The organism is Corynebacterium liangguodongii (genome assembly GCF_003070865.1).
Classification (GTDB): domain Bacteria; phylum Actinomycetota; class Actinomycetes; order Mycobacteriales; family Mycobacteriaceae; genus Corynebacterium; species Corynebacterium liangguodongii.
In genome coordinates, this window is record NZ_CP026948.1 from 646089 (window position 1) to 665961 (window position 19873).

The window sequence follows — 19873 nt, forward strand, 5'->3', positions numbered from 1 at the left end:
TTAAGAGAGAAAGGACGCGGACCTTGTCCCGTTTCAATACCCGAACCGCCGCGGCAGCGCTCGTCGCAGCCGTTTCGCTGACCGTTGTATCCTGCTCCGCCGCGCAGGAGCAGGCGTCTGATGCCACGGCCACCACGGCGGCGCAGGCCGAGAACACGGTCACCGTCGAGGACAACTACGGCGTCAAGGAGGTCCCGAGCCCCGCGCAGCGCGTCGTTGCTTTGGACAACCGCTCCTTCGAGCTCCTGGACACCTGGGGCATCGAGCCCGTCGCCGCGGCGCGCGCGCTCGTCCCGGTGACCATCCCCGGCATCGGCGACAACGACAACATCGTCGACATCGGCAACCATCGCGAGCCCAACCTCGAGGCCATCGTCGCAGCCGAGCCCGACGTTATCGTCTCCGGCCAGCGCTTCCAGACCCACGACGCGGACATTGAACAGCTCGTCCCCGAGGCTGTTCTCGTTGACTTCGAGCCGCGCGACGGTGAGCCCTTCGACGCCGAGCTGATCCGCCACACCGAGTCCCTCGGCGAGATCTTCGGCAAGCAGGAGGAAGCCGCCCAGCTTGTCGACGACTTCCAAAACGCCCTCGAACGCGCCAAGGCCGCCTACAACCCCGAGCAGACCGTGATGGCTGTCAACATCTCCGGCGGCGAGATCGGCTACGTCGCGCCGGGCGTCGGCCGCACCTGGGGCCCGCTGTTCGACCTGATCGGCATGAAGCCCGCTCTCGAAGTCCACAACGCCACCGACGACCATCAGGGCGACGACATCTCCGTCGAGGCCATCGCCTCCGCCAACCCGGACTGGATGCTCATCCTCGACCGCGACGCTGGCACGCGCACTGATGAGGGTTCCCCGGCCGCGCTGAGCGTGATCGAGGATGCTGCGCCACTGCAAAACGTCACGGCAGTCAAGGAGGGTCAGCTCTACGTTGCGCCCGCGGACACCTACACCAACGAGTCCATCATCACCTACACCGAGATCCTCAACGACATCGCCGATCAGTTCGAGGCCTCCAAGTAATGTCCTCTGCCCCCACCGCCACCCGCCCGGCACTTCTCGACTGGAAGTTCCTGGCGGGTGCTGGTGTTGTCGGCGCGCTCCTTTTCGCCTCCCTGGCAGTGGGGCAGTACGACATCCTCGGCGCCGAGGACGGGTGGGCCATGTTCAACGCCACCCGCGTGCCGCGCACCATCGCTCTCATACTCGCCGGCGCGGCCATGGCGATGAGCGGGTTGATCATGCAGATGCTCACCCAAAACCGCTTCGTCGAACCCACCACCACCGGAACCACCGAGTGGGCTGGCCTGGGGCTCTTGGCCACAATGGTGTTCGCGCCGAACGCCTCCATCCTGGTGCGCATGATCGTGGCAGTGGCCTTCGCGTTCGTGGGCACCATGGTGTTCTTCGCCTTCCTGCGACGTGTGACGCTGCGCTCGAGTCTCATCGTGCCGATCGTCGGCATCATGCTGGGCGCGGTGGTCAGCTCCGTGTCAACGTTTTGGGCGCTACAGACGCAGTTGCTGCAATCCCTAGGCGTGTGGTTCGCCGGCTCGTTCACCAGCGTCATTGCCGGACAGTACGAGGTCTTGTGGATCGTCCTATTCGTCGTCGCCGTGGTGTTCTTCTACGCAGATCGCCTCACCGCCGCCGGCCTGGGTGAGGACGTGGCTACCAACATCGGGCTGAACTACAACCGCATCGTGCTCGTGGGCACCTCGCTGGTGGCCATCGCCGCCGGTGTGGTCACCGTTGTGGTCGGCTACCTGCCATTTCTGGGCCTGATCGTCCCCAACATCGTTTCCATGATCCGTGGCGATGACCTGCGCTCCAACCTGCCCTGGGTGTGCCTCCTCGGCATCGGCATCGTCGCCGCCTGCGACCTGATCGGCCGCACCATCATCGCGCCGTTCGAGATGCCGGTCTCGGTGATCCTCGGCCTCGTTGGCGCTGTCGTGTTCATCGCGCTGATTATCAGACAGGCCCGCCATGGGTAGCGTGGTTCGTAACGTCGGCGCGTTTCAGACGTCGAAAAGCAAGCGGCGCTATTTCATCGCGCTCGGCGTGATGGTTGCGCTCGCCGTGGTCTTCACCGCGGGGCTCCTCGCGTGGGACAACCCCGTGGCTTTTGGTACTCGCGCGTACTGGCTGATCGCGGAGCGGCGCCTGAACGCGGTGATCGCGATGGCGGTGGTCGCCGTGTGCCAGGGCGTGGCGACAGTCGCTTTCCAAACCGTGACCAACAACCGGATTCTTACCCCTTCCATCATGGGGTTCGAGTCCCTCTATATCGCGATCAACACCGCCACCATCTACTTCCTCGGGGCCTCCGGACTGATCGCCTCGCGCACGCTCGAGACGTTCGTGCTCCAGCTCGTGCTCATGGTGGGCCTGTCGCTCGTGTTGTACTCCTGGCTGCTCACCGACAACGCCGCCAATCTGCACGCTATGCTGCTCGTCGGCATCGTCATCGGCGGGGGCCTGGGCAGTTTATCGACGTTCATGCAACGCATGCTCACGCCCAGCGAGTTCGACGTGCTCACCGCCCGACTCTTCGGCTCCGTCAACAACGCGGACCCGGCGTTCTATCCCGTCGCGATTCCGCTCGTGCTCATCGCCGTGACCCTGGTGCTGCTGAACTCCCGCCGGCTCAACGTGCTCTCGCTTGGCCGCGACGTCTCCGTCAACCTCGGGGTGGGTTTTCGGAAAAATGCCATCTATACGCTGATTTTGGTGTCCATCCTGATGGCGGTGTCCACCGCGCTGGTCGGGCCGATGACCTTCCTTGGGTTCCTCGTGGCCACGCTCGCGTACCAGTTCACGGACACTTACGACCACCGTTACGTCTTTCCCATGGCGATTGTGCTCGGTTACGTCGTGCTCACGGGGGCCTACTTCATCATGAACCACATCTTCTATGCTCAAGGCGTGGTCTCGATCATCATCGAGCTGGTAGGAGGAATCACCTTCCTGGTCGTGATCTTGAGAAAGGGACGCTTGTGATTACCCTGACCGATGTCCGCAAGGCCTACGGCGACGACGTCGCCATCGGCCCCGTCAACCTGCAGATTCCCGCAGGCGGAATCACCGCGCTGGTGGGGCCAAACGGCGCAGGCAAGTCGACCCTGCTGACGATGATCGGACGGCTGCTCTCGCTCGACGCGGGAACCGTGGAAATCGGCTCGATGGACGTCACGCAGACCAAGTCGAAGGACCTTGCGAAGACGATCTCGATCCTGCGCCAGGAGAACCATTTTGTCACTCGCCTCACGGTGCGCCAGCTCGTTGGCTTCGGGCGGTTCCCGTACTCGCGGGGCCGGCTCACGCCGGAGGACGAGGACATCATCACGAAATACGTGGACTTCCTCGGGTTGAGTGCGCTCGAGAACCGCTACCTCGATCAGCTCTCCGGTGGTCAGCGCCAGCGAGCCTACGTCGCGATGGTGCTATGCCAGGAGACTGACTACGTGCTTCTCGACGAGCCCCTGAACAACCTAGACATCGCCCACTCCGTGGAGATGATGAAGCACCTTTACGACGCCGCTCACGAGCTGGGGCGCACCATCATCATCGTGCTGCACGACATCAACTTCGCGGCGCGCTACGCCGATTTCATCTGCGCGGCGAAGGACGGGCAGATCGTGGCGTTCGGCACGCCGGCGGAGATCATGCGCGACGACCTCCTTACCGAAATCTTCAACACCGAAGTGAAAGTGATTGAAGGCCCCCACGGACCGCTCGCTACCTACCACTAAACACCCCTCTTGTGCTGGGGATTTGTGTTGGTGTGTGGTTGTGGTTAATGTATGTCTTCGCCGCCGGTTGAGGTTGCCGAGAGGTTAACGTTTGGCTGGTGTGCGTGTGTTGTGTGAGAACTCGATAGTGTGCCAATGTACTTTTTTGTTTTGTGTGTGCGTGGTTGATTGTTGGTTGCGTGCTGTGGCTGCGTGCTCATGCTTTGTGTGTGGGTTGTGGTGTGTGCTGGTGGTGGTGTCGTGAACTTTTGATGGCGATGCTGCTTGTGGCTGCACTTGTGTGTGGTTGTGGTGCGTGGTTGATTGTTGGCTGCGTGAATGGAAAGATTGTTTGGCCTTCCCTGTGATGTTGTTGTTGTGGGGTTGGTTTTTGGTTGGGGTTGGGCTTTTCACGGCCTGATGTTTCTTGACGAAATGTTTTTGTGGAGAGTTTGATCCTGGCTCAGGATGAACGCTGGCGGCGTGCTTAACACATGCAAGTCGAACGGAAAGGCCACAGCTTGCTGTGGTACTCGAGTGGCGAACGGGTGAGTAACACGTGGGTGATCTGCCCTGTACTTCGGGATAAGCTTGGGAAACTGGGTCTAATACCGGATATGACCACTTTTTGGATGGGGTGGTGGAAAGCTTTTGCGGTATGGGATGAGCTCGCGGCCTATCAGCTTGTTGGTGGGGTAATGGCCTACCAAGGCGTCGACGGGTAGCCGGCCTGAGAGGGTGTACGGCCACATTGGGACTGAGATACGGCCCAGACTCCTACGGGAGGCAGCAGTGGGGAATATTGCACAATGGGCGCAAGCCTGATGCAGCGACGCCGCGTGGGGGATGACGGCCTTCGGGTTGTAAACTCCTTTCGCTAGGGACGAAGCGTAAGTGACGGTACCTGGAGAAGAAGCACCGGCTAACTACGTGCCAGCAGCCGCGGTAATACGTAGGGTGCGAGCGTTGTCCGGAATTACTGGGCGTAAAGAGCTCGTAGGTGGTTTGTCGCGTCGTTTGTGTAAGTCCATGGCTTAACTGTGGGACTGCAGGCGATACGGGCATAACTTGAGTGCTGTAGGGGAGACTGGAATTCCTGGTGTAGCGGTGAAATGCGCAGATATCAGGAGGAACACCGATGGCGAAGGCAGGTCTCTGGGCAGTAACTGACGCTGAGGAGCGAAAGCATGGGTAGCGAACAGGATTAGATACCCTGGTAGTCCATGCCGTAAACGGTGGGCGCTAGGTGTGAGTCCCTTCCACGGGGTTTGTGCCGTAGCTAACGCATTAAGCGCCCCGCCTGGGGAGTACGGCCGCAAGGCTAAAACTCAAAGGAATTGACGGGGGCCCGCACAAGCGGCGGAGCATGTGGATTAATTCGATGCAACGCGAAGAACCTTACCTGGGCTTGACATACACTGGATCGCCGCAGAGATGTGGTTTCCCTTGTGGCTGGTGTACAGGTGGTGCATGGTTGTCGTCAGCTCGTGTCGTGAGATGTTGGGTTAAGTCCCGCAACGAGCGCAACCCTTGTCTTATGTTGCCAGCACGTGATGGTGGGGACTCATGAGAGACTGCCGGGGTTAACTCGGAGGAAGGTGGGGATGACGTCAAATCATCATGCCCCTTATGTCCAGGGCTTCACACATGCTACAATGGCCGGTACAGCGCGTGTGCGACACTGTGAGGTGGGGCTAATCGCTGAAAGCCGGTCGTAGTTCGGATTGGGGTCTGCAACTCGACCCCATGAAGTCGGAGTCGCTAGTAATCGCAGATCAGCAATGCTGCGGTGAATACGTTCCCGGGCCTTGTACACACCGCCCGTCACGTCATGAAAGTTGGTAACACCCGAAGCCAGTGGCCTAAACGTGTTAGGGAGCTGTCGAAGGTGGGATCGGCGATTGGGACGAAGTCGTAACAAGGTAGCCGTACCGGAAGGTGCGGCTGGATCACCTCCTTTCTAAGGAGTTTGTTTTTTGTGTCATCTGCTGGCCCTGTGGGTTGGTGGGTGTGTGGTGGTTGAGTGGCCGTGTGTGTTGCTGCCACCTTTTTTGAAAAAAATTCCAGGTGGATGCGCATCACCCCCCTGTTTTAGTGTGGGGGTTGTGGTTGTGGTGTGTGGCTGATGGTTGGTTGCGTGCATGCAGGACTTGGTTGTGAGGGCGTTGGCATGCTGTTGGGTGTCTGGGGCAGCACGTGGTGTTGTTTCTGTGTGAGCCTTCCCTCGTGTGTGGGGGTGGGTGTGGTGTGTGAGAACTGTATAGTGGACGCGAGCATCTTTATTCTTGTGTTTTTTTGTGTGTTTTTTAAGGCGTACGGTGGATGCCTTGGCATGCTGAGCCGATGAAGGACGTGGAGGGCTGCGTTAAGCCTCGGGGAGTTGCCGATTGAGCGTTGATCCGAGGATGTCCGAATGGGGAAACCTGGCACCAGTTGTGTGGTGTGACCCGCAGGTGAATTCATAGCTTGTGTGGGGGTGACGCGGGGAAGTGAAACATCTCAGTACCCGTAGGAGAAGAAAATAATAATGATTCTGCTAGTAGCGGCGAGCGAACGTGGATGAGGCTAAACCATGTGCGTGTGATACCTGGCAGGGGTTGCGTGTGTGGGGTTGTGGGATATGACTGTCTGGGGGCTGCTGACCTTGGGCGTGGTGGTGTTGCGTGAGCGGAAGTCACTTGGGATGGTGCGCCGTAGTGGGTGAGAGCCCCTGTACGTGAACGCGTGATGCTGCTTCGTGTGTTGTGTCCCGAGTAGCAGCGGGCTCGTGGAATCTGTTGTGAATCTGCCGGGACCACCCGGTAAGCCTAAATACTCAGTGTGACCGATAGTGGATAGTACCGTGAGGGAATGGTGAAAAGTACCCCGGGAGGGGAGTGAAATAGTTCCTGAAACCGTGCGCTGTCAATCCGTCAGAGCACCTCGTGTGTGTGATGGCGTGCCTTTTGAAGAATGAGCCTGCGAGTCAGCGGCATGTCGCGAGGTTAACCCGTTGTGTGGGGTAGTCGTAGCGAAAGCGAATCCGAAGAGGGTGGTGTAGTGGCATGTCCTGGACCCGAAGCGGGGTGATCTACCCATGGCCAGTGTGAAGCAGCTGTAAGAGGTTGTGGAGGCGCGAACCCACTTAGGTTGAAAACTGAGGGGATGAGTTGTGGGTAGGGGTGAAAGGCCAATCAAACTCCGTGATAGCTGGTTCTCCCCGAAATGCATTTAGGTGCAGCGTTATAGCAGCTTGCCGGAGGTAGAGCTACTGGTTGGTTGAGCGGGACTATCATCTTAGCAATGTCAGCCAAACTCCGAATGCCGGTGAAGTGGTCTATAGCAGTGAGACTGTGGGGGATAAGCTTCATAGTCGAGAGGGAAACAGCCCAGATCGCCGGTTAAGGCCCCTAAGGGTGTACTAAGTGGAAAAGGATGTGGGATCGCGAAGACAGCCAGGAGGTTGGCTTAGAAGCAGCCATCCTTGAAAGAGTGCGTAATAGCTCACTGGTCGAGTGGTTCCGCGCCGACAATGTAGTGGGGCTCAAGTACACCGCCGAAGCCGCGGCATAGTGTTCTATGGGTAGGGGAGCGTCGTGCATGGGGTGAAGCAGTACCGTGAGGGGTTGTGGACTGTGTGCGAGTGAGAATGCAGGCATGAGTAACGAGTGGTAAGTGAGAATCTTATCCGCCGGATGACTAAGGGTTCCTGGGTCAAGTTCGTCTTCCCAGGGTGAGTCGGGTCCTAAGGCGAGGCCGACAGGCGTAGTCGATGGTCAACGGGTTGATATTCCCGTACCCGTGTGTAGGCGCCCAAGTGTGACGCGGTGATACTAACCGTGCCGCATCACTGTCTTATACCCCCATCTTTGGTGGGGGTTGGTGGTGGTGTGGTGTGGGGCCTGAATCGTTGTAGCACAGTGATGGGGTGACGCAGTGAGGTAGCTTAGCCGCTTAGTGGATTGTGGTGTAAGCGTGTGGCACGATTGTGTGTGAAATGCATGCGATCACTATGTGTGAGGCGTGATGCGTAGCCCTATTGGGGGTGAAGTAAGTGATCCTGGACTGTCGAGAAAAGCCTCTAGCGAGTCTATATACGGCCCGTACCCGAAACCGACACAGGTAGTCAGGTAGAGAATACTAAGGCGGTCGGGTGAACTGTGGTTAAGGAACTCGGCAAATTACCCCCGTAACTTCGGGAGAAGGGGGACCACTGCTGGTTGCTGCCCTGTGCGGGTGGTTGCTGGTGGTGGTCGCAGAGAATAGAGGGGAGCGACTGTTTATCAAAAACACAGGTCCGTGCGAAGACGTGATGTTGATGTATACGGACTGACGCCTGCCCGGTGCTGGAAGGTTAAGAGGACCTGTTAGGGGTGTATGCCCCGAAGCGGAGAATTTAAGCCCCAGTAAACGGCGGTGGTAACTATAACCATCCTAAGGTAGCGAAATTCCTTGTCGGGTAAGTTCCGACCTGCACGAATGGCGTAACGACTCCCCTGCTGTCTCAACCACAGGCCCGGTGAAATTGCAGTACGAGTAAAGATGCTCGTTTCGCGCGGCAGGACGAAAAGACCCCGGGACCTTCACTATAGCTTGGTATTGGTCTTCGCTGCGGTTTGTGTAGGATAGGTGGGAGACTGTGAAACCGTCACGCTAGTGGTGGTGGAGTCGTTGTTGAAATACCACTCTGACCGTTGTGGAGGCCTTAACCTTGGCCCATGATCTGGGTTGGGGACAGTGCCTGGTGGGTAGTTTAACTGGGGCGGTTGCCTCCCAAAGAGTAACGGAGGCGCCCAAAGGTTCCCTCAGCCTGGTTGGCAATCAGGTCTTTAGAGTGTAAGTGCACAAGGGAGCTTGACTGTGAGACGAACATGTCGAGCAGGGACGAAAGTCGGGACTAGTGATCCGGCACCAACGTGTGGAAGTGGTGTCGCTCAACGGATAAAAGGTACCCCGGGGATAACAGGCTGATCTTCCCCAAGAGTCCATATCGACGGGATGGTTTGGCACCTCGATGTCGGCTCGTCGCATCCTGGGGCTGGAGTAGGTCCCAAGGGTTGGGCTGTTCGCCCATTAAAGCGGCACGCGAGCTGGGTTCAGAACGTCGTGAGACAGTTCGGTCTCTATCCGCCGCGCGCGCAGAAACTTGAAGAAGGCTGTCCCTAGTACGAGAGGACCGGGACGGACGTACCTCTGGTGTGCCAGTTGTTCCGCCAGGAGCATGGCTGGTTGGCTACGTACGGGAGGGATAACCGCTGAAAGCATCTAAGCGGGAAGCCTGTTTTAAGATGAGGTTTCGCTCGAGGTTCCCCACAGACGATGGGGTTGATAGGCCAGATCTGGAAGACAGGCAACTGTCGGAGGTGACTGGTACTAATACACCAATACACACAAAAACCCCCACAACAAAAGGGGTGCACGCGTCCACTATGCAGTATCTGACACACCACAACAACACCATATTGTGACCCCACAAAGTGTGTCGGTGGTTGATGGCGGCGGGGAAACGCCCGGACCCATTCCGAACCCGGAAGCTAAGCCCGCCCGCGCTGATGGTACTGCCCCCGGGAGGGGGTGGGAGAGTAAGTTACCGCCGACCCAACAACTTCACACCACAAAAGGGAGGAAGACCCACGCCAGGGCTTTCCTCCCTTTTGCTTATCTAATCTCCCGCTGCTTCGACATCTCGCTCCAGCTCGGCGATCAATTCAGGATCATAGTCTGTCCTGGGGCCAGGGACGTACCGCACCGAGTGGAGCTTGCCGGTGTAGCGGTAAGATCCGTGTTGCTCGTAGAGGCCCCAGTGCACGGGCCCGCCGCGGTTTACTCCTACGTCAATCCCACTAAATGGGGCGAAGCCGATCAGTGCCCACACTTCGTCGAGCGCACCGGCCTGCCTTCCATCGAGGTATACCTTGTGCGTTGCGCGGAAATTGGGCAGGGGAATTGTGTTCAGGACTATGTCGTGGTGTCCAATAGGTATGGAGCCGCAATCGACGTCGTGTAGGCGCCCGTATTCGTTGAATGCGAACCAGAGTTTTCCTTCCTTGATGTAGAGAGCGTATCCGCCGCCCTGGTCACCGTGGGAGAGAAGAATTCCTTCGTTACCGTCGTCGTATTCCACGTCTATGTACACTCTAAATGCTCTTAGCTTGGTGAGCTTTGAGGAACGGTAGCGTTCAAGTTTGGGAGTACCGGGGAGAATCGTGACGGGTTTGTCGAATTCCGCCTCGGCCGCTCTCCGCCGGTAGCTGTGGGGATTGGATCTGTCATCGAGGGGAAAGACGGTGTTTTCCCATGCGGCGCGTTCCCATGCGTCGGCAAGCTCGCGGAGCTTTTCGGGGTAACGACAAGCGAGGTTGTTGATCTCGTTGGGGTCTTGTTCCACGTGGTAGAGTTCCCACTCTCCGTCGTCGTAGGGAGTGCCGGGCTCATGATTTGCCACTACCTTCCATCCGTCTCGATAGAAGCCGCGGTTGCCACCCCATTCCGAATACTGTTCGGTGTGCGTGCTCGGCGCCTCTGGGTTGTGCAAGACCGTGGCGAAGCTCGCGCCATCGATAGATTTCGCAGGTAGGTTGTGGCGTGTTCCTGGATGCTTCAAGCCAGCCAATTCGAGCAGCGTTGGAGTGAGGTCGGTCACGTATTGATATTGGCGCCGGATACTTCCGTCGGTAGGCAATCCGCGCGGCCAGGAAATGATTAGCGGCACTCGGATTCCGCCGGCGTAGGTTTGTCCTTTGTAGAATCGGAACGGTGTGTTGGAGACGTTTCCCCATCCTTCCGGGTAATGGGACATCGCGCGTGGCCCCCCGATGAGCTCCGGGTTAAGTGGTGTATCCCTTTCGAAATCGCCTGGAATTCCAGGCAGGTTCGCAAACCGGCTGAAATAGGATCGGGTCCCTTCTGGACCGCCCTCGGCTGTCCCCCCATTGTCGGAGGTAAATACGATGATTGTGTTGTCGAGCTCCCCAAGTTCTTCGAGCAGGTCGACGATCCGCCCAAGGCTTTGATCGACATTGTCTACCATCGCGGCGTAGACCTCCATGTACTTCGCGTATATGAAGCGCGTGTCCTCATCGAGGCTCTCCCACGACGGGATCTCACGGCCGAGCTTCCCCACGGCCTCTGGCAGGGGAGTGCCTGCTGGGATAATGCCGGCCTGTACCTGGCGGTGATAGCGCTGCTGCCGAATAGCATCCCACCCTACATCGTAGGTTCCGCGGTACTTGTCGATGTCGCTTTCTTTCGCCCCGAGCGGACCATGCATTGCTGTGTGCGCGAAGTACAGGAAAAACGGCTTGCGCGAGTCGGAGGCGCGTAGGCCCTTGATGAATTCCAGCGCATGGCCCGTGTAGTCATCGGTGAGGTAGTAGCCTTCCGGGGTCGACTCCCGTTGCACAATAGTGTTGTCTTGAACAATTTGATTTGGGTGGAAGAAGGAATTGAAAGCTTCCAACGCCCCGTAGTATTGGTCAAACCCGCGTTGGATGGGCCACGACGATTTGTCGGCCGCCGCGTTGAGCAGAGCATCGCGTGTGAGATGCCACTTGCCCACCGCGTAGGTGGCGTAGCCATGTCCTCGCAGTACCTCGGGCAGGGTGGCAACGTCTTCACCAAGTTCTAGACGGAAGCCTGGGTAGCCAGGATCAGAGTTGGCTACGCTGGCGTAGCCAGCGCGGTGCGGGTTTAACCCTGTGAGTACTGCAGCGCGGGCGGGAGAGCACACCGGGGTTGTGTGGTAGTTTGTCAACCTCACTCCCCGCTGTGCGAGCCTGTCGAGAGTAGGGGTGGCGATTTCGGAGCCGAACGGGCCGATGTCGCTATAACCCATGTCGTCGAGAAGTACGAGCACGATGTTCGGCGAATTTCCCGGTGCCCGCTTCTCCTCCGGCCACCACGGGTCGGACTGCTCAACCGTTCTTCCTACGGTTCCCTTAAAACCTTCGTAACCGCGAGCATAGGGTGGAATGTTTTGCTTCGACATGAGAGCTTCCTTTCTAGACGTGAACTGGGGCGGGAATAGTAGCGCCGAGAAGATCGCGCATGTACCCGCTAGAAGGTCGATGGAATACGGTGTCGGTAGGGCCGTGCTCAACGAGTTCCCCTTGCCGCATTACAGCTACAGAGTCGGAAATGTCTGAGACAACCGCGAGGTCGTGGCTGATAAAGATCGCGGTAAATCTCAGTTCGCGCTGCAGTTGGCGAAAGAGCGTGACGATCTCCGCCTGCACAGACACATCAAGGGCGCTGGTGGGCTCGTCGGCGATGATCAAAGATGGCGAAAGGGCAAGGGCTCGGGCGATGGACACGCGCTGTCGCTGGCCGCCGGAGAGTTCACCTGGATAGCGATTCGCGAAATCCGCGGGTAAGGACAAGGCGTCGAGGAGTGAGGCAACGCGTTGTCTTCTCGACTCCCGGTCTCCCACCCGATGGATGTCGAGGGGTTCCCGAATACTTTCGCCGACGGTGCGTTGAGGGTTAAGCGAGGCGGCTGGATCTTGTGGAATGAGCGCAAAATCTCGACGAAGCTTGCGCAGTTCACGTGTGCTCAGCTCAGCTAGGTTGTGATCGCCAACTGATACCGTGCCGGCACTCGGGATCACCAGACCTGCTGCAACGCGTCCGAGCGTTGATTTTCCGGAGCCGGATTCCCCAACGAGCCCTAATACGGTCCCCTTCTCGATGGCCAGGCTGACCGATCTGAGAGCGAAGAAGGGGTCTGAACCCGCCGTGTGGTATGCAACGGAGACATCTCGGCATTCGACGAACGGGGCTTCAACGTGCCCGGGGTCTTCTCTCGGACCAGGGGTGTCCAACCGAGGGACCGCTTCCAGAAGCTTTCGCGTATACGGATGCTTCGGGTGGGTAAAGACGTCGGAGATCTTCCCCTTCTCCAATACGCAGCCGTCACGCATAACGGTGACACGGTCTGCATACTTTGATGCAATGGCGATGTTATGGGTGATCAGGAGGACGCCCATTCCGTTGCGCTGCGAGAGGTGGCGGATCAGTTCGAGAATTTCCCGTTGGACAGTAACGTCGAGTGCTGTTGTGGGTTCATCGGCGATGAGTAGATCGGGATCGTTTGCAAGCGCAAGCGCAATGGCAACCCGCTGCCGTTGTCCACCTGAAAGTTGGTGCGGGTACTTTCGGGTCGCCTGCGCGGGATCAGGGATGCCGACCCATTCCAAGAGTTCATGGACCCGAGCACCCTCCGATCCTTGTGCGACGAGCGAGTGCGCTGCGATGGCCTCCTTGATCTGCCACCCAATGCGCCGTACCGGGTTCAACGCGGACTGCGGGTCCTGAAAGACTAGGGAGACTGTGCAACCGCGGTGCGCATTGAGGATCTTTTCGTCCCTGCCAAGGAGCTCCTCGCCGCCGATTGCAATCGAGCCCGACGCCTTTGCGCCTGCGGGTAGAAGTCCCATGATGGCACGCGCGGTCATGGATTTACCGGATCCTGATTCACCAACGAGGGCGACGGTTTCACCGCGGTGGACGTCGAGGTTTACGCATTCGACAGCGGAGCGCGGCTGCGCAAAGGTGACGTGTAGATCTCGAATAGTCAACAATGGCTTGCTCATGGCTCTAAGCGGTTCCTTTCTGAAACGGCCTGTGCAATGAGCATCAAACCCATTGCAAAGGAGATGACAACAACGAGTGGGCCGACGGCGAATAAGGGGGCGTGGTAGACGTACGCAGCGCCCTCGTTGATCAGTGAGCCGAGAGAAGGTGCTGGAGGCATCACCCCGATGCCGAGAAAACTCATCGCCCCCTCCACGAAGACAGCTAGGGACATGGCGATGGAGAATTGAACCATGATCGGGGACAGGCTGTTTGGCATGATGTGTCGGCGAAGGATCCACCACGTGCCCGCGCCACACGCGGCGGCGGATTCGACGTAGGAAAGCTCGCGCACGCGTAGCGCTTGCGTGCGCGCCAGGCGGCCGAAAATTGGAATGTTGATGAGAATGACAAGAATGAAAACCGTTTTGAGGCCCGGTCCGAAGACCACGCTCAGCGCTATGCCAAGGATAAGTGCAGGGAACGCAAGTATGAGGTCGAAGGCGCGTTGGACGAGCTCGTCGGTAGGCTTCCACATCGCTGACGAGAATCCGAGGATGCATCCGCAAGAGGCCCCGAGGGGGACCGCGATGAAGGATATGAGGAGGTTAACCCGGATTCCGTAGAGAGTGCGTGTAAGTAAATCTCGGTTAAGCGCGTCGGTGCCGAGCCAGTGTGATGCACTTGGCCCCGTCAAATTGACACCTGCGATCTGTTGCTCGGGTGAGTATGGCGTCAGGAAGGGTGCGAGCAGCCCAGCGGCGACGACTAGTCCCACAAGCACGGCTCCCGTGAGGCCCTTGCCATGGGCGAACGGAATGGCGCCGCGGGCTCGCCCCCGGGGTGCACCCAGAATGGAGATGTTGCCTGCTCCACGCACGTCGACGGCGGTACGTGGGAAACTGGAAAAGACGCTACTCATCAACGGGCTCCAATTCGAATGCGTGGGTCCAAAACGGCATGGGTGATGTCGGAGGCGAGCTGGATGAAGACATAGAGGGCCACGGAGAGCAAGAGAATGATCTGGACCACCGGGTAATCGCGGTTGATAATGGCCTGTTGCGTCAGATAACCGAGGCCCGGCCAGGCGAAAAGAGCTTCGACGATGACGGTTCCTCCGAAGATATGCCCGATTTCGAGCCCGAGGACCGTCAATGCGGCAGGAAGGGCGTTAGGGAGGACCTGGGTAAGAATAATGCGTGAACGAGGGATACCGAGCGCTCGGGCCGTTGTCACGTACGAGGCTCTCAGTTCCCGGCTGATCGAGTCTTGGAGAAACCGTGCCAGTTGGGAGCCAACTGGAAGCGCGAGAACTATCGCGGGTAGTACAAGAAACTGGACAGTGATCTCTGGGTTTTCACTTAGCCCTTCCCGGGGAATGCCACCAGCCGGAAGCACTGCGAGGACGACGCTGAAGACAATGAGAAGTACCGTGCCCACGACGAAGTTCGGGATCGCCAATGCAAGGGTAGTTATTGCGGCCGCGGCATCGCGGGCCCACCGAACATCGATGAGTTCGACGCCGACTCCGAGGATAAGAGCAATGAGCATAGAGAGGATGAGGGCGCTGGAAGCGAGTACACACGTGTTGAGCGCGGCTGCGGAAAGAAGCTCAGAAATCGAACCGCCTATTACGTACGAATCCCCGAAATTCAAGGTCATGATGGACCCGATCCAGGCGAAGTATTGACTAAGAACAGGCCGATCCAGACCCAAGGATCGGCGGATCGAGTCAATGGCCTCGGGAGGGGCATCCGCTCCTGCCATTACCTCTGCGGGATCGCCGGGAAACACACGGAGCAGGGCGAAGATCACGATAGAGCCGAGCACGAGAGTGAGCAGCGCCGGCGGGAAGCGGTGAAGTAAGTGATTAACCACGGCTGATTCCTTGCTAGTCTATGGGAGCTATCGGGTGAAATATGCGGCTGAAAGATCCAGCTCGCCTCTCTTTGTCCAGGTCACGTCGTGCAGGTTTCCCGCGGTAATCACCGCAGTCTCGGGGGCTGCGATTTCCATGACGAAAGCGTTGGAAACGAGCTCAGCATTGAGGGCCCAGTAAGATTGGCGTGCGGATTCTGAGCTTGGGTCGGGCGTATTCCAAGATGCTTCGACTGCAGATGAGTAATCCGGATCGGAAAAATTCGACGAATTCTTTGCCGCGTTAAATGGAAAAGCGCTAGTGACGAGCGTCGAGGGGTTGTACTGAGAAAAACCATGGCCCAAGACCCAAAGCCCCGGGAACGATCCGCTGCGAAGCTGGGAAATCATCGCGGCGTATTCAGTTGGTTCCAGTTCGACGTCGATCCCAATCTCTGACAGGTTATCGGCGATGATTTGCGCAACAGTGCGATGCTCCAGTGAATCGGAGGCAAATGAAAGCGTGATACGACGTGGAGCCTCCGACCCTCCTAATAGCTCACGCGCCCGCTCAACGTTCCGGGACGCAGAGTCCGTCATACCGTCATAGGCGGGGGAGTATTCGGACCAGGGCAATACCGTTGCGCGGGCACGGTCCAAGTAGACCTCGCTGACAATTCGATGGCGGTCGATCGCTAGGGAAATGGCTTCTCGAACCCGTGGGTCCTGCAGCGCCGGCGTGCTCACATTAGCCCCGAGATAGACCATTGAGCCCGCCTCCTCGGCACTTACCACCTTGAATGCGGGGTTACCGTCGAGTGCAGCTACATCGCGCGGTACGGAATCAGCTAAAACGTCAATCGATCCGGAGCGCAGCTGGGAGAATTGGGTTTTCTGGTCCGGAGTGACGAGCATGTCCACCCCGTCTATGTGAGGCGGACCGCCCCAATAGCCCCGATTCGCCTTAAACTCGACTCTCGATCCGGGGTACCATCTCTCGAACATGAACGGCCCTGTCCCAATGTAGCTTTTGCCGTGCTTCCATTCCTCGAAGGAATTCTCATCGATGATGGGGACGACGGCAAGCAGGTCAAAGATGTTATTTGCAGGTCGGGAAAGGGTGAGCACAACGCGGTGCGGGTCGTCGGTGTTGATGGTTTCGATCAATTGGGCGACGCGCGCGAGCTGCCCAGCATTCGCAGGATCGGAATATGCCCGAAGGCTAAAAGCGACATCTCGAGACGTGAATGGGCGCCCGTCGTGGAACGTGACGTCGCGCCTCAAATCGAGAGAGATAACGGTGCCGTCGGGCGAGACACTCCAGCCTTCTGCGAGCTCGGGCCGGGGCTCGAGTCCCTCGGGCGGGTAGGAGATCAGCTCGTTGTAGACCAATCCGGTGAGGGTCGTCTCGGACGACTTGGTTCCCGAATACACCAGAGAGGGGGTGAGATCGTTAGTTGTCGCGATACGCACCGTGCCGCCACTGACGGGGCTCCCGTGCGCGGCGGCGATGTGCCGGTCGACTGCGGAGGTGCATCCAGCCGTCAGGACCGCAGCAGCTGCAACGGCCACTAGGCCGCGACCAGGGGTTCGCACGTGGGCACCGTCCTTGAGAGCATGTTCTCTTTTACATAGGAAAGTGAACCACGCGGTCTGTTACGGGTGCCAGCGTTATATTCTCGGTGAATATATGCAGCGTGGGTGGGGTGGTGGTGCTGTCTGTAGGAAACTGGCTACGTAGACAGTCCAGTCTGGAATAGGCAAAAAGTGGCCCCTCAAAGAGGGGCCACTGGGACGCGTAGGATCAGCTAGCGCACGATCGAATCCACCGGTTCCTCGCCGGGGCGGCGCTCTGCCGCTGCGACAACGAGGTTATCCTCGGCAAGCGCCTGAGCGGATCCACTCCGGCGGGCGTTGTAGATGAGGATGGAGAGCACGAGGGAGACCGCACTCAAGATCGCGAGGACGGCCAGCGCGGCGTAGAAGCGGCCGTCGTAAATCCCCTCGACCGCGCGGATGAAGCCGTAGCGGGCGTGGCTCATCGGGTGGAGGTTGTGGATGAACTGCAGAGGTCCGGGGATGGTCGGCAGCGGCCAGACTCCGCCGAAGACGAACAGGCCCAGGGCGAAGAAGCCGATGGAGAACAGCCCACCGATGAGGCGGCCGAAGAGGATGCGGAAGAACTGGAACATCGCTGCACCGTTGGCCGCAATGAGCGCGAGGACGACAGCCATGGAGCCCCAGTGAGCCGGGCGCCAGCCGGTAAGAACCGCGATCGCGGTAAAGACGCCCACGATGAGGAGGTTGATGCCGAAGATGAGGCCAAATGCCCGCAGGACGGGGCCCGCCCCGGTCTTGCTCTCGGATCGGCGGCCCACGACGTGGGGCAGCAGCGCGGAGAGCACCGCCATGATGAGGTAGCCGAAGACGAGGATGACGATGAGGGAGAAGCCGCTTTCGATGGACTTCACCGTCGGGTTCGCTGGGTCGACAAGCTCCTGGACGGGGTGGAGGTTCGCCTCGTCGAAGACGATCGGCACGGCCATCTGGTGCGCGGAGCGGTCGAGCTGGGGCACCGTTGGTGCCTTCGCCGCGCCTTCGTCGAGCTTCGCTTTGAGCTCGCTGGTGCCGTCCTTGAGCTGGTCGACGCCGCCGGTGAGCTGCACGCCGCCGTCGGCAAGCTGCGTGGTGCCGTCCTTGAGGCGCACTGTGCCGTCGGCAAGCTGCGTGGTGCCGTCCTTGAGGCGCACGGTGCCGTCCTTGAGCCGGTCGGTACCCTCACGCAGCTGGGTGGAGCCTTGCGCCAGTTGCTGGGAGCCGTCGAGGAGCTGGTTCACGCCGCCGAGGTAAGGCGCATCGGGGCTGTTGAGGTTCCAGCTCAGCTCGGCGGTGCCGTTGCGCAGCAGGTTGAGCTGGGCGACCATGTTCTCCGGGTTGGCCGGGTCGAGCTTGCTCACGGTGGCCTCGAGCTGATCGGCCTGGGCGTTGAGCCCCGCCGAGCGCAGCGTCTGGATCACCGGGGTGACCTGGGTGACCACGGACTGGACCTGCTCGAGCAGCGGGATGAGGGTGCCGGTGAGCTCTTGGACGCCGCCGTCGATCTGCGCGGCGCCGGCGCCAAGCTGGCCCGTGCCGTCCTTGAGCGTGACCATGCCGTCGCGAAGCCGAATCGCGCCGTCCTCGAGCTGGATCGCGCCGTCGTTGAGCTGGGCCGCGCCGTTGTTGAGCTCGGATGCGCCGGAGTCGAGCTGGGCCGCGCCGTTGTTGAGCTCGGTCGCGCCGGAGTCGAGCTGGTTGATGCCGTCGACGGCCCTGCCCGCGCCTTCTTGGAGCCGGCCCACGCCGTCGTCGATCTGCGTCGCGCCGTCTGAGGCCCGCTTGATGCCGTCGCCGAGGGAGTTGAGGCCGGTAAGAGTTTGCTTTGCGTAGTTCTCGGCAATCGTCGCCGCGACCTGCGCCTGCAGCTGCGGGATCAGCGAGTTGGTGATGACCTGGCCGTTGGTGCCGCCGTAGTCGTTGTATTCAACAAGCACCTCGGATTGGCGAGGGTTGTCCGAGATGAGGGAGACGGTGCGCTCGGAGAAATCCTCCGGGATGGTGACAACGAAGAGGTAGTCGCCCTTCTTCAGCCCCATCGCGGCGTCCTCCGTGGAGAGCTCCTCGAACGCGAGGTAGTCGGTATGCAAGAGCCCTTCGACGACCTGGTCGCCGACGTTTTGCTGCTGGCCATCGAGCTCGGCGCCCTTGTCGTGGTTGACCACGGCGAGGGGAACGTTCGGAAGTGTCTTGGAAGGGTCCCACATGGCCCACATAAATGTCGCTGCTATGAGAAGGGGGATGACGAGGCAGAGGACGATGATGACGCGGGCGAGTGTGCTCAACGGGCGCCAATCAAGGACGCGGGAAATTCCGGTGCGTTGCGCCCCGGCGGCAACGTCCCCGGGGCGGTTCCCGTCAGCGGTGAAACTAGTTGACACTACGGTCTTCCTTTCGGATGATCTCCCACCTCTTCGGCGGCTGACATTTCGTTGCAGAAACGAAGTGGGTGAATCATACCTAATTCTGCGGTGATAGACAGCATGGCAGACCGGTAGGGGTTACCCCCGTCACATTCGTCAGGGCTTAATCGGGAGCACGCCGTTCTTCGCGGCGCGGACCTCCTCTAATCGGCCTTTCGCGCTGCGGAGGGCGCGCCAGCGGGCGTCGCTAATCTCAGATGCGGCTCGCGTGACGACGCCCGGATCGGGCGTCCCCCACGCGATCGGCATCGGGGTGATCACGGGCCCAGCGGCCACCGCGACGGGGACCTTCGCGCCGATAACGGCATTGACGTGGGGGATCGCCTGGACGTCGCGGGCAACGAGGGCCGGGGTGGGGGAATCAACAAGCGCGAGCAGCGTCGTCCGAGTGCCCGGTGTATCGGCGATGATCGCGGGGGCGAGCGTGGCCGAATCGTAGACGGACTGAGCGGTGCCCACGGAGCGGGGGATGGCCAGGCCCACGATGAGCATCATCACCCCGAACAGCGACAGCCCGAGCCCGCCGAGCAGGCGCCACGGCGAGGCCGGGTCGACGAGGAACCACACCGCGGCGCCCGCGGCGAGGAAGATGACAAAGAGCGCGACGGCGGAGGCGACGAGGAGCTTGGTGTCGCGCAGCACCTCGTTGTGCTGCTTCGCCCAATCCTCGTCGACGGCGAAGTGAAAGTGGGAGGGGGAGTCAGTCATG

11 protein-coding genes and 3 rRNA genes are annotated in these 19873 nt (G+C 59.6%); 7 read left to right on the plus strand and 7 right to left on the minus strand.

Features of this window, described 5'->3' with window-relative positions:
* Positions 1-23: 23 nt before the first annotated feature.
* The 7 genes from C3E79_RS03100 (at position 24) to rrf (ending at position 9317) form a co-directional block, all read left to right on the plus strand.
* Positions 24-1028 (plus strand): siderophore ABC transporter substrate-binding protein, encoded by a 1005-nt coding sequence (locus C3E79_RS03100; RefSeq protein WP_108403589.1) that lies wholly within the window; start codon positions 24-26, stop codon positions 1026-1028.
* Positions 1028-2002 (plus strand): ABC transporter permease, encoded by a 975-nt coding sequence (locus tag C3E79_RS03105; RefSeq protein WP_179948310.1) that lies wholly within the window; start codon positions 1028-1030, stop codon positions 2000-2002. Before C3E79_RS03100 ends, C3E79_RS03105 begins: the two co-directional genes overlap by 1 nt.
* Positions 1995-3008, plus strand: a complete 1014-nt coding sequence (locus C3E79_RS03110) for an iron chelate uptake ABC transporter family permease subunit (RefSeq protein ID WP_108403590.1) — start codon at positions 1995-1997, stop codon at positions 3006-3008. Before C3E79_RS03105 ends, C3E79_RS03110 begins: the two co-directional genes overlap by 8 nt.
* The gene (locus C3E79_RS03115; RefSeq protein WP_108403591.1) at positions 3005-3760 is read left to right on the plus strand and encodes an iron ABC transporter ATP-binding protein; all 756 of its coding nucleotides are present in this window, start codon (positions 3005-3007) and stop codon (positions 3758-3760) included. The genes C3E79_RS03110 and C3E79_RS03115 overlap by 4 nt, the downstream gene beginning before the upstream one ends.
* 419 nt (positions 3761-4179) lie before the next feature.
* A 16S ribosomal RNA gene (locus C3E79_RS03120) occupies positions 4180-5699 on the plus strand.
* A 335-nt stretch (positions 5700-6034) separates the two neighbouring features.
* A 23S ribosomal RNA gene (locus C3E79_RS03125) occupies positions 6035-9114 on the plus strand.
* An 85-nt stretch (positions 9115-9199) separates the two neighbouring features.
* Positions 9200-9317, plus strand: a 5S ribosomal RNA gene (gene rrf / locus C3E79_RS03130).
* Together the 16S, 23S and 5S rRNA genes form the textbook arrangement of a ribosomal RNA operon.
* A gap of 63 nt (positions 9318-9380) precedes the next feature.
* Here rrf and C3E79_RS03135 read toward each other — a convergent pair.
* The 7 genes from C3E79_RS03135 to C3E79_RS03165 form a co-directional block, all read right to left on the minus strand.
* Positions 9381-11705: an arylsulfatase gene (locus tag C3E79_RS03135; RefSeq protein WP_108403592.1), complete on the minus strand. Its 2325-nt coding sequence runs from the start codon at positions 11703-11705 to the stop codon at positions 9381-9383.
* A gap of 13 nt (positions 11706-11718) precedes the next feature.
* Positions 11719-13308, minus strand: coding sequence for a dipeptide ABC transporter ATP-binding protein (locus tag C3E79_RS03140; RefSeq protein ID WP_108403593.1), 1590 nt, complete (start codon positions 13306-13308; stop codon positions 11719-11721).
* The gene (locus C3E79_RS03145; RefSeq protein WP_108403594.1) at positions 13305-14210 is read right to left on the minus strand and encodes an ABC transporter permease; all 906 of its coding nucleotides are present in this window, start codon (positions 14208-14210) and stop codon (positions 13305-13307) included. Before C3E79_RS03145 ends, C3E79_RS03140 begins: the two co-directional genes overlap by 4 nt.
* The gene (locus C3E79_RS03150; RefSeq protein ID WP_108403595.1) at positions 14210-15166 is read right to left on the minus strand and encodes an ABC transporter permease; all 957 of its coding nucleotides are present in this window, start codon (positions 15164-15166) and stop codon (positions 14210-14212) included. The genes C3E79_RS03145 and C3E79_RS03150 overlap by 1 nt, the downstream gene beginning before the upstream one ends.
* Positions 15167-15193: 27 nt before the next feature.
* On the minus strand, positions 15194-16717 hold the full coding sequence (locus C3E79_RS03155) for an ABC transporter substrate-binding protein (protein WP_158268496.1): 1524 nt from the start codon (positions 16715-16717) through the stop codon (positions 15194-15196).
* A gap of 236 nt (positions 16718-16953) precedes the next feature.
* The gene (locus C3E79_RS03160) at positions 16954-19122 is read right to left on the minus strand and encodes a YhgE/Pip family protein (protein ID WP_235840647.1); all 2169 of its coding nucleotides are present in this window, start codon (positions 19120-19122) and stop codon (positions 16954-16956) included.
* Positions 19123-19260: 138 nt separating this feature from the next.
* Positions 19261-19872 (minus strand): DUF3239 domain-containing protein, encoded by a 612-nt coding sequence (locus C3E79_RS03165; protein ID WP_108403597.1) that lies wholly within the window; start codon positions 19870-19872, stop codon positions 19261-19263.
* Position 19873: the final 1 nt, after the last annotated feature.

What these genes read in the sequence shown, in the direction of transcription:
- C3E79_RS03110 (WP_108403590.1), top strand. Translation starts at nt 1,995, where the DNA reads ATGGGTAGCGTGGTTCGTAACGTCGGCGCGTTTCAGACGTCGAAAAGC.
- C3E79_RS03165 (WP_108403597.1), bottom strand. Translation starts at nt 19,872, where the DNA reads ATGACTGACTCCCCCTCCCACTTTCACTTCGCCGTCGACGAGGATTGG.
- C3E79_RS03105 (WP_179948310.1), top strand. Translation starts at nt 1,028, where the DNA reads ATGTCCTCTGCCCCCACCGCCACCCGCCCGGCACTTCTCGACTGGAAG.
- C3E79_RS03140 (WP_108403593.1), bottom strand. Translation starts at nt 13,308, where the DNA reads ATGAGCAAGCCATTGTTGACTATTCGAGATCTACACGTCACCTTTGCG.
- C3E79_RS03135 (WP_108403592.1), bottom strand. Translation starts at nt 11,705, where the DNA reads ATGTCGAAGCAAAACATTCCACCCTATGCTCGCGGTTACGAAGGTTTT.
- C3E79_RS03145 (WP_108403594.1), bottom strand. Translation starts at nt 14,210, where the DNA reads ATGAGTAGCGTCTTTTCCAGTTTCCCACGTACCGCCGTCGACGTGCGT.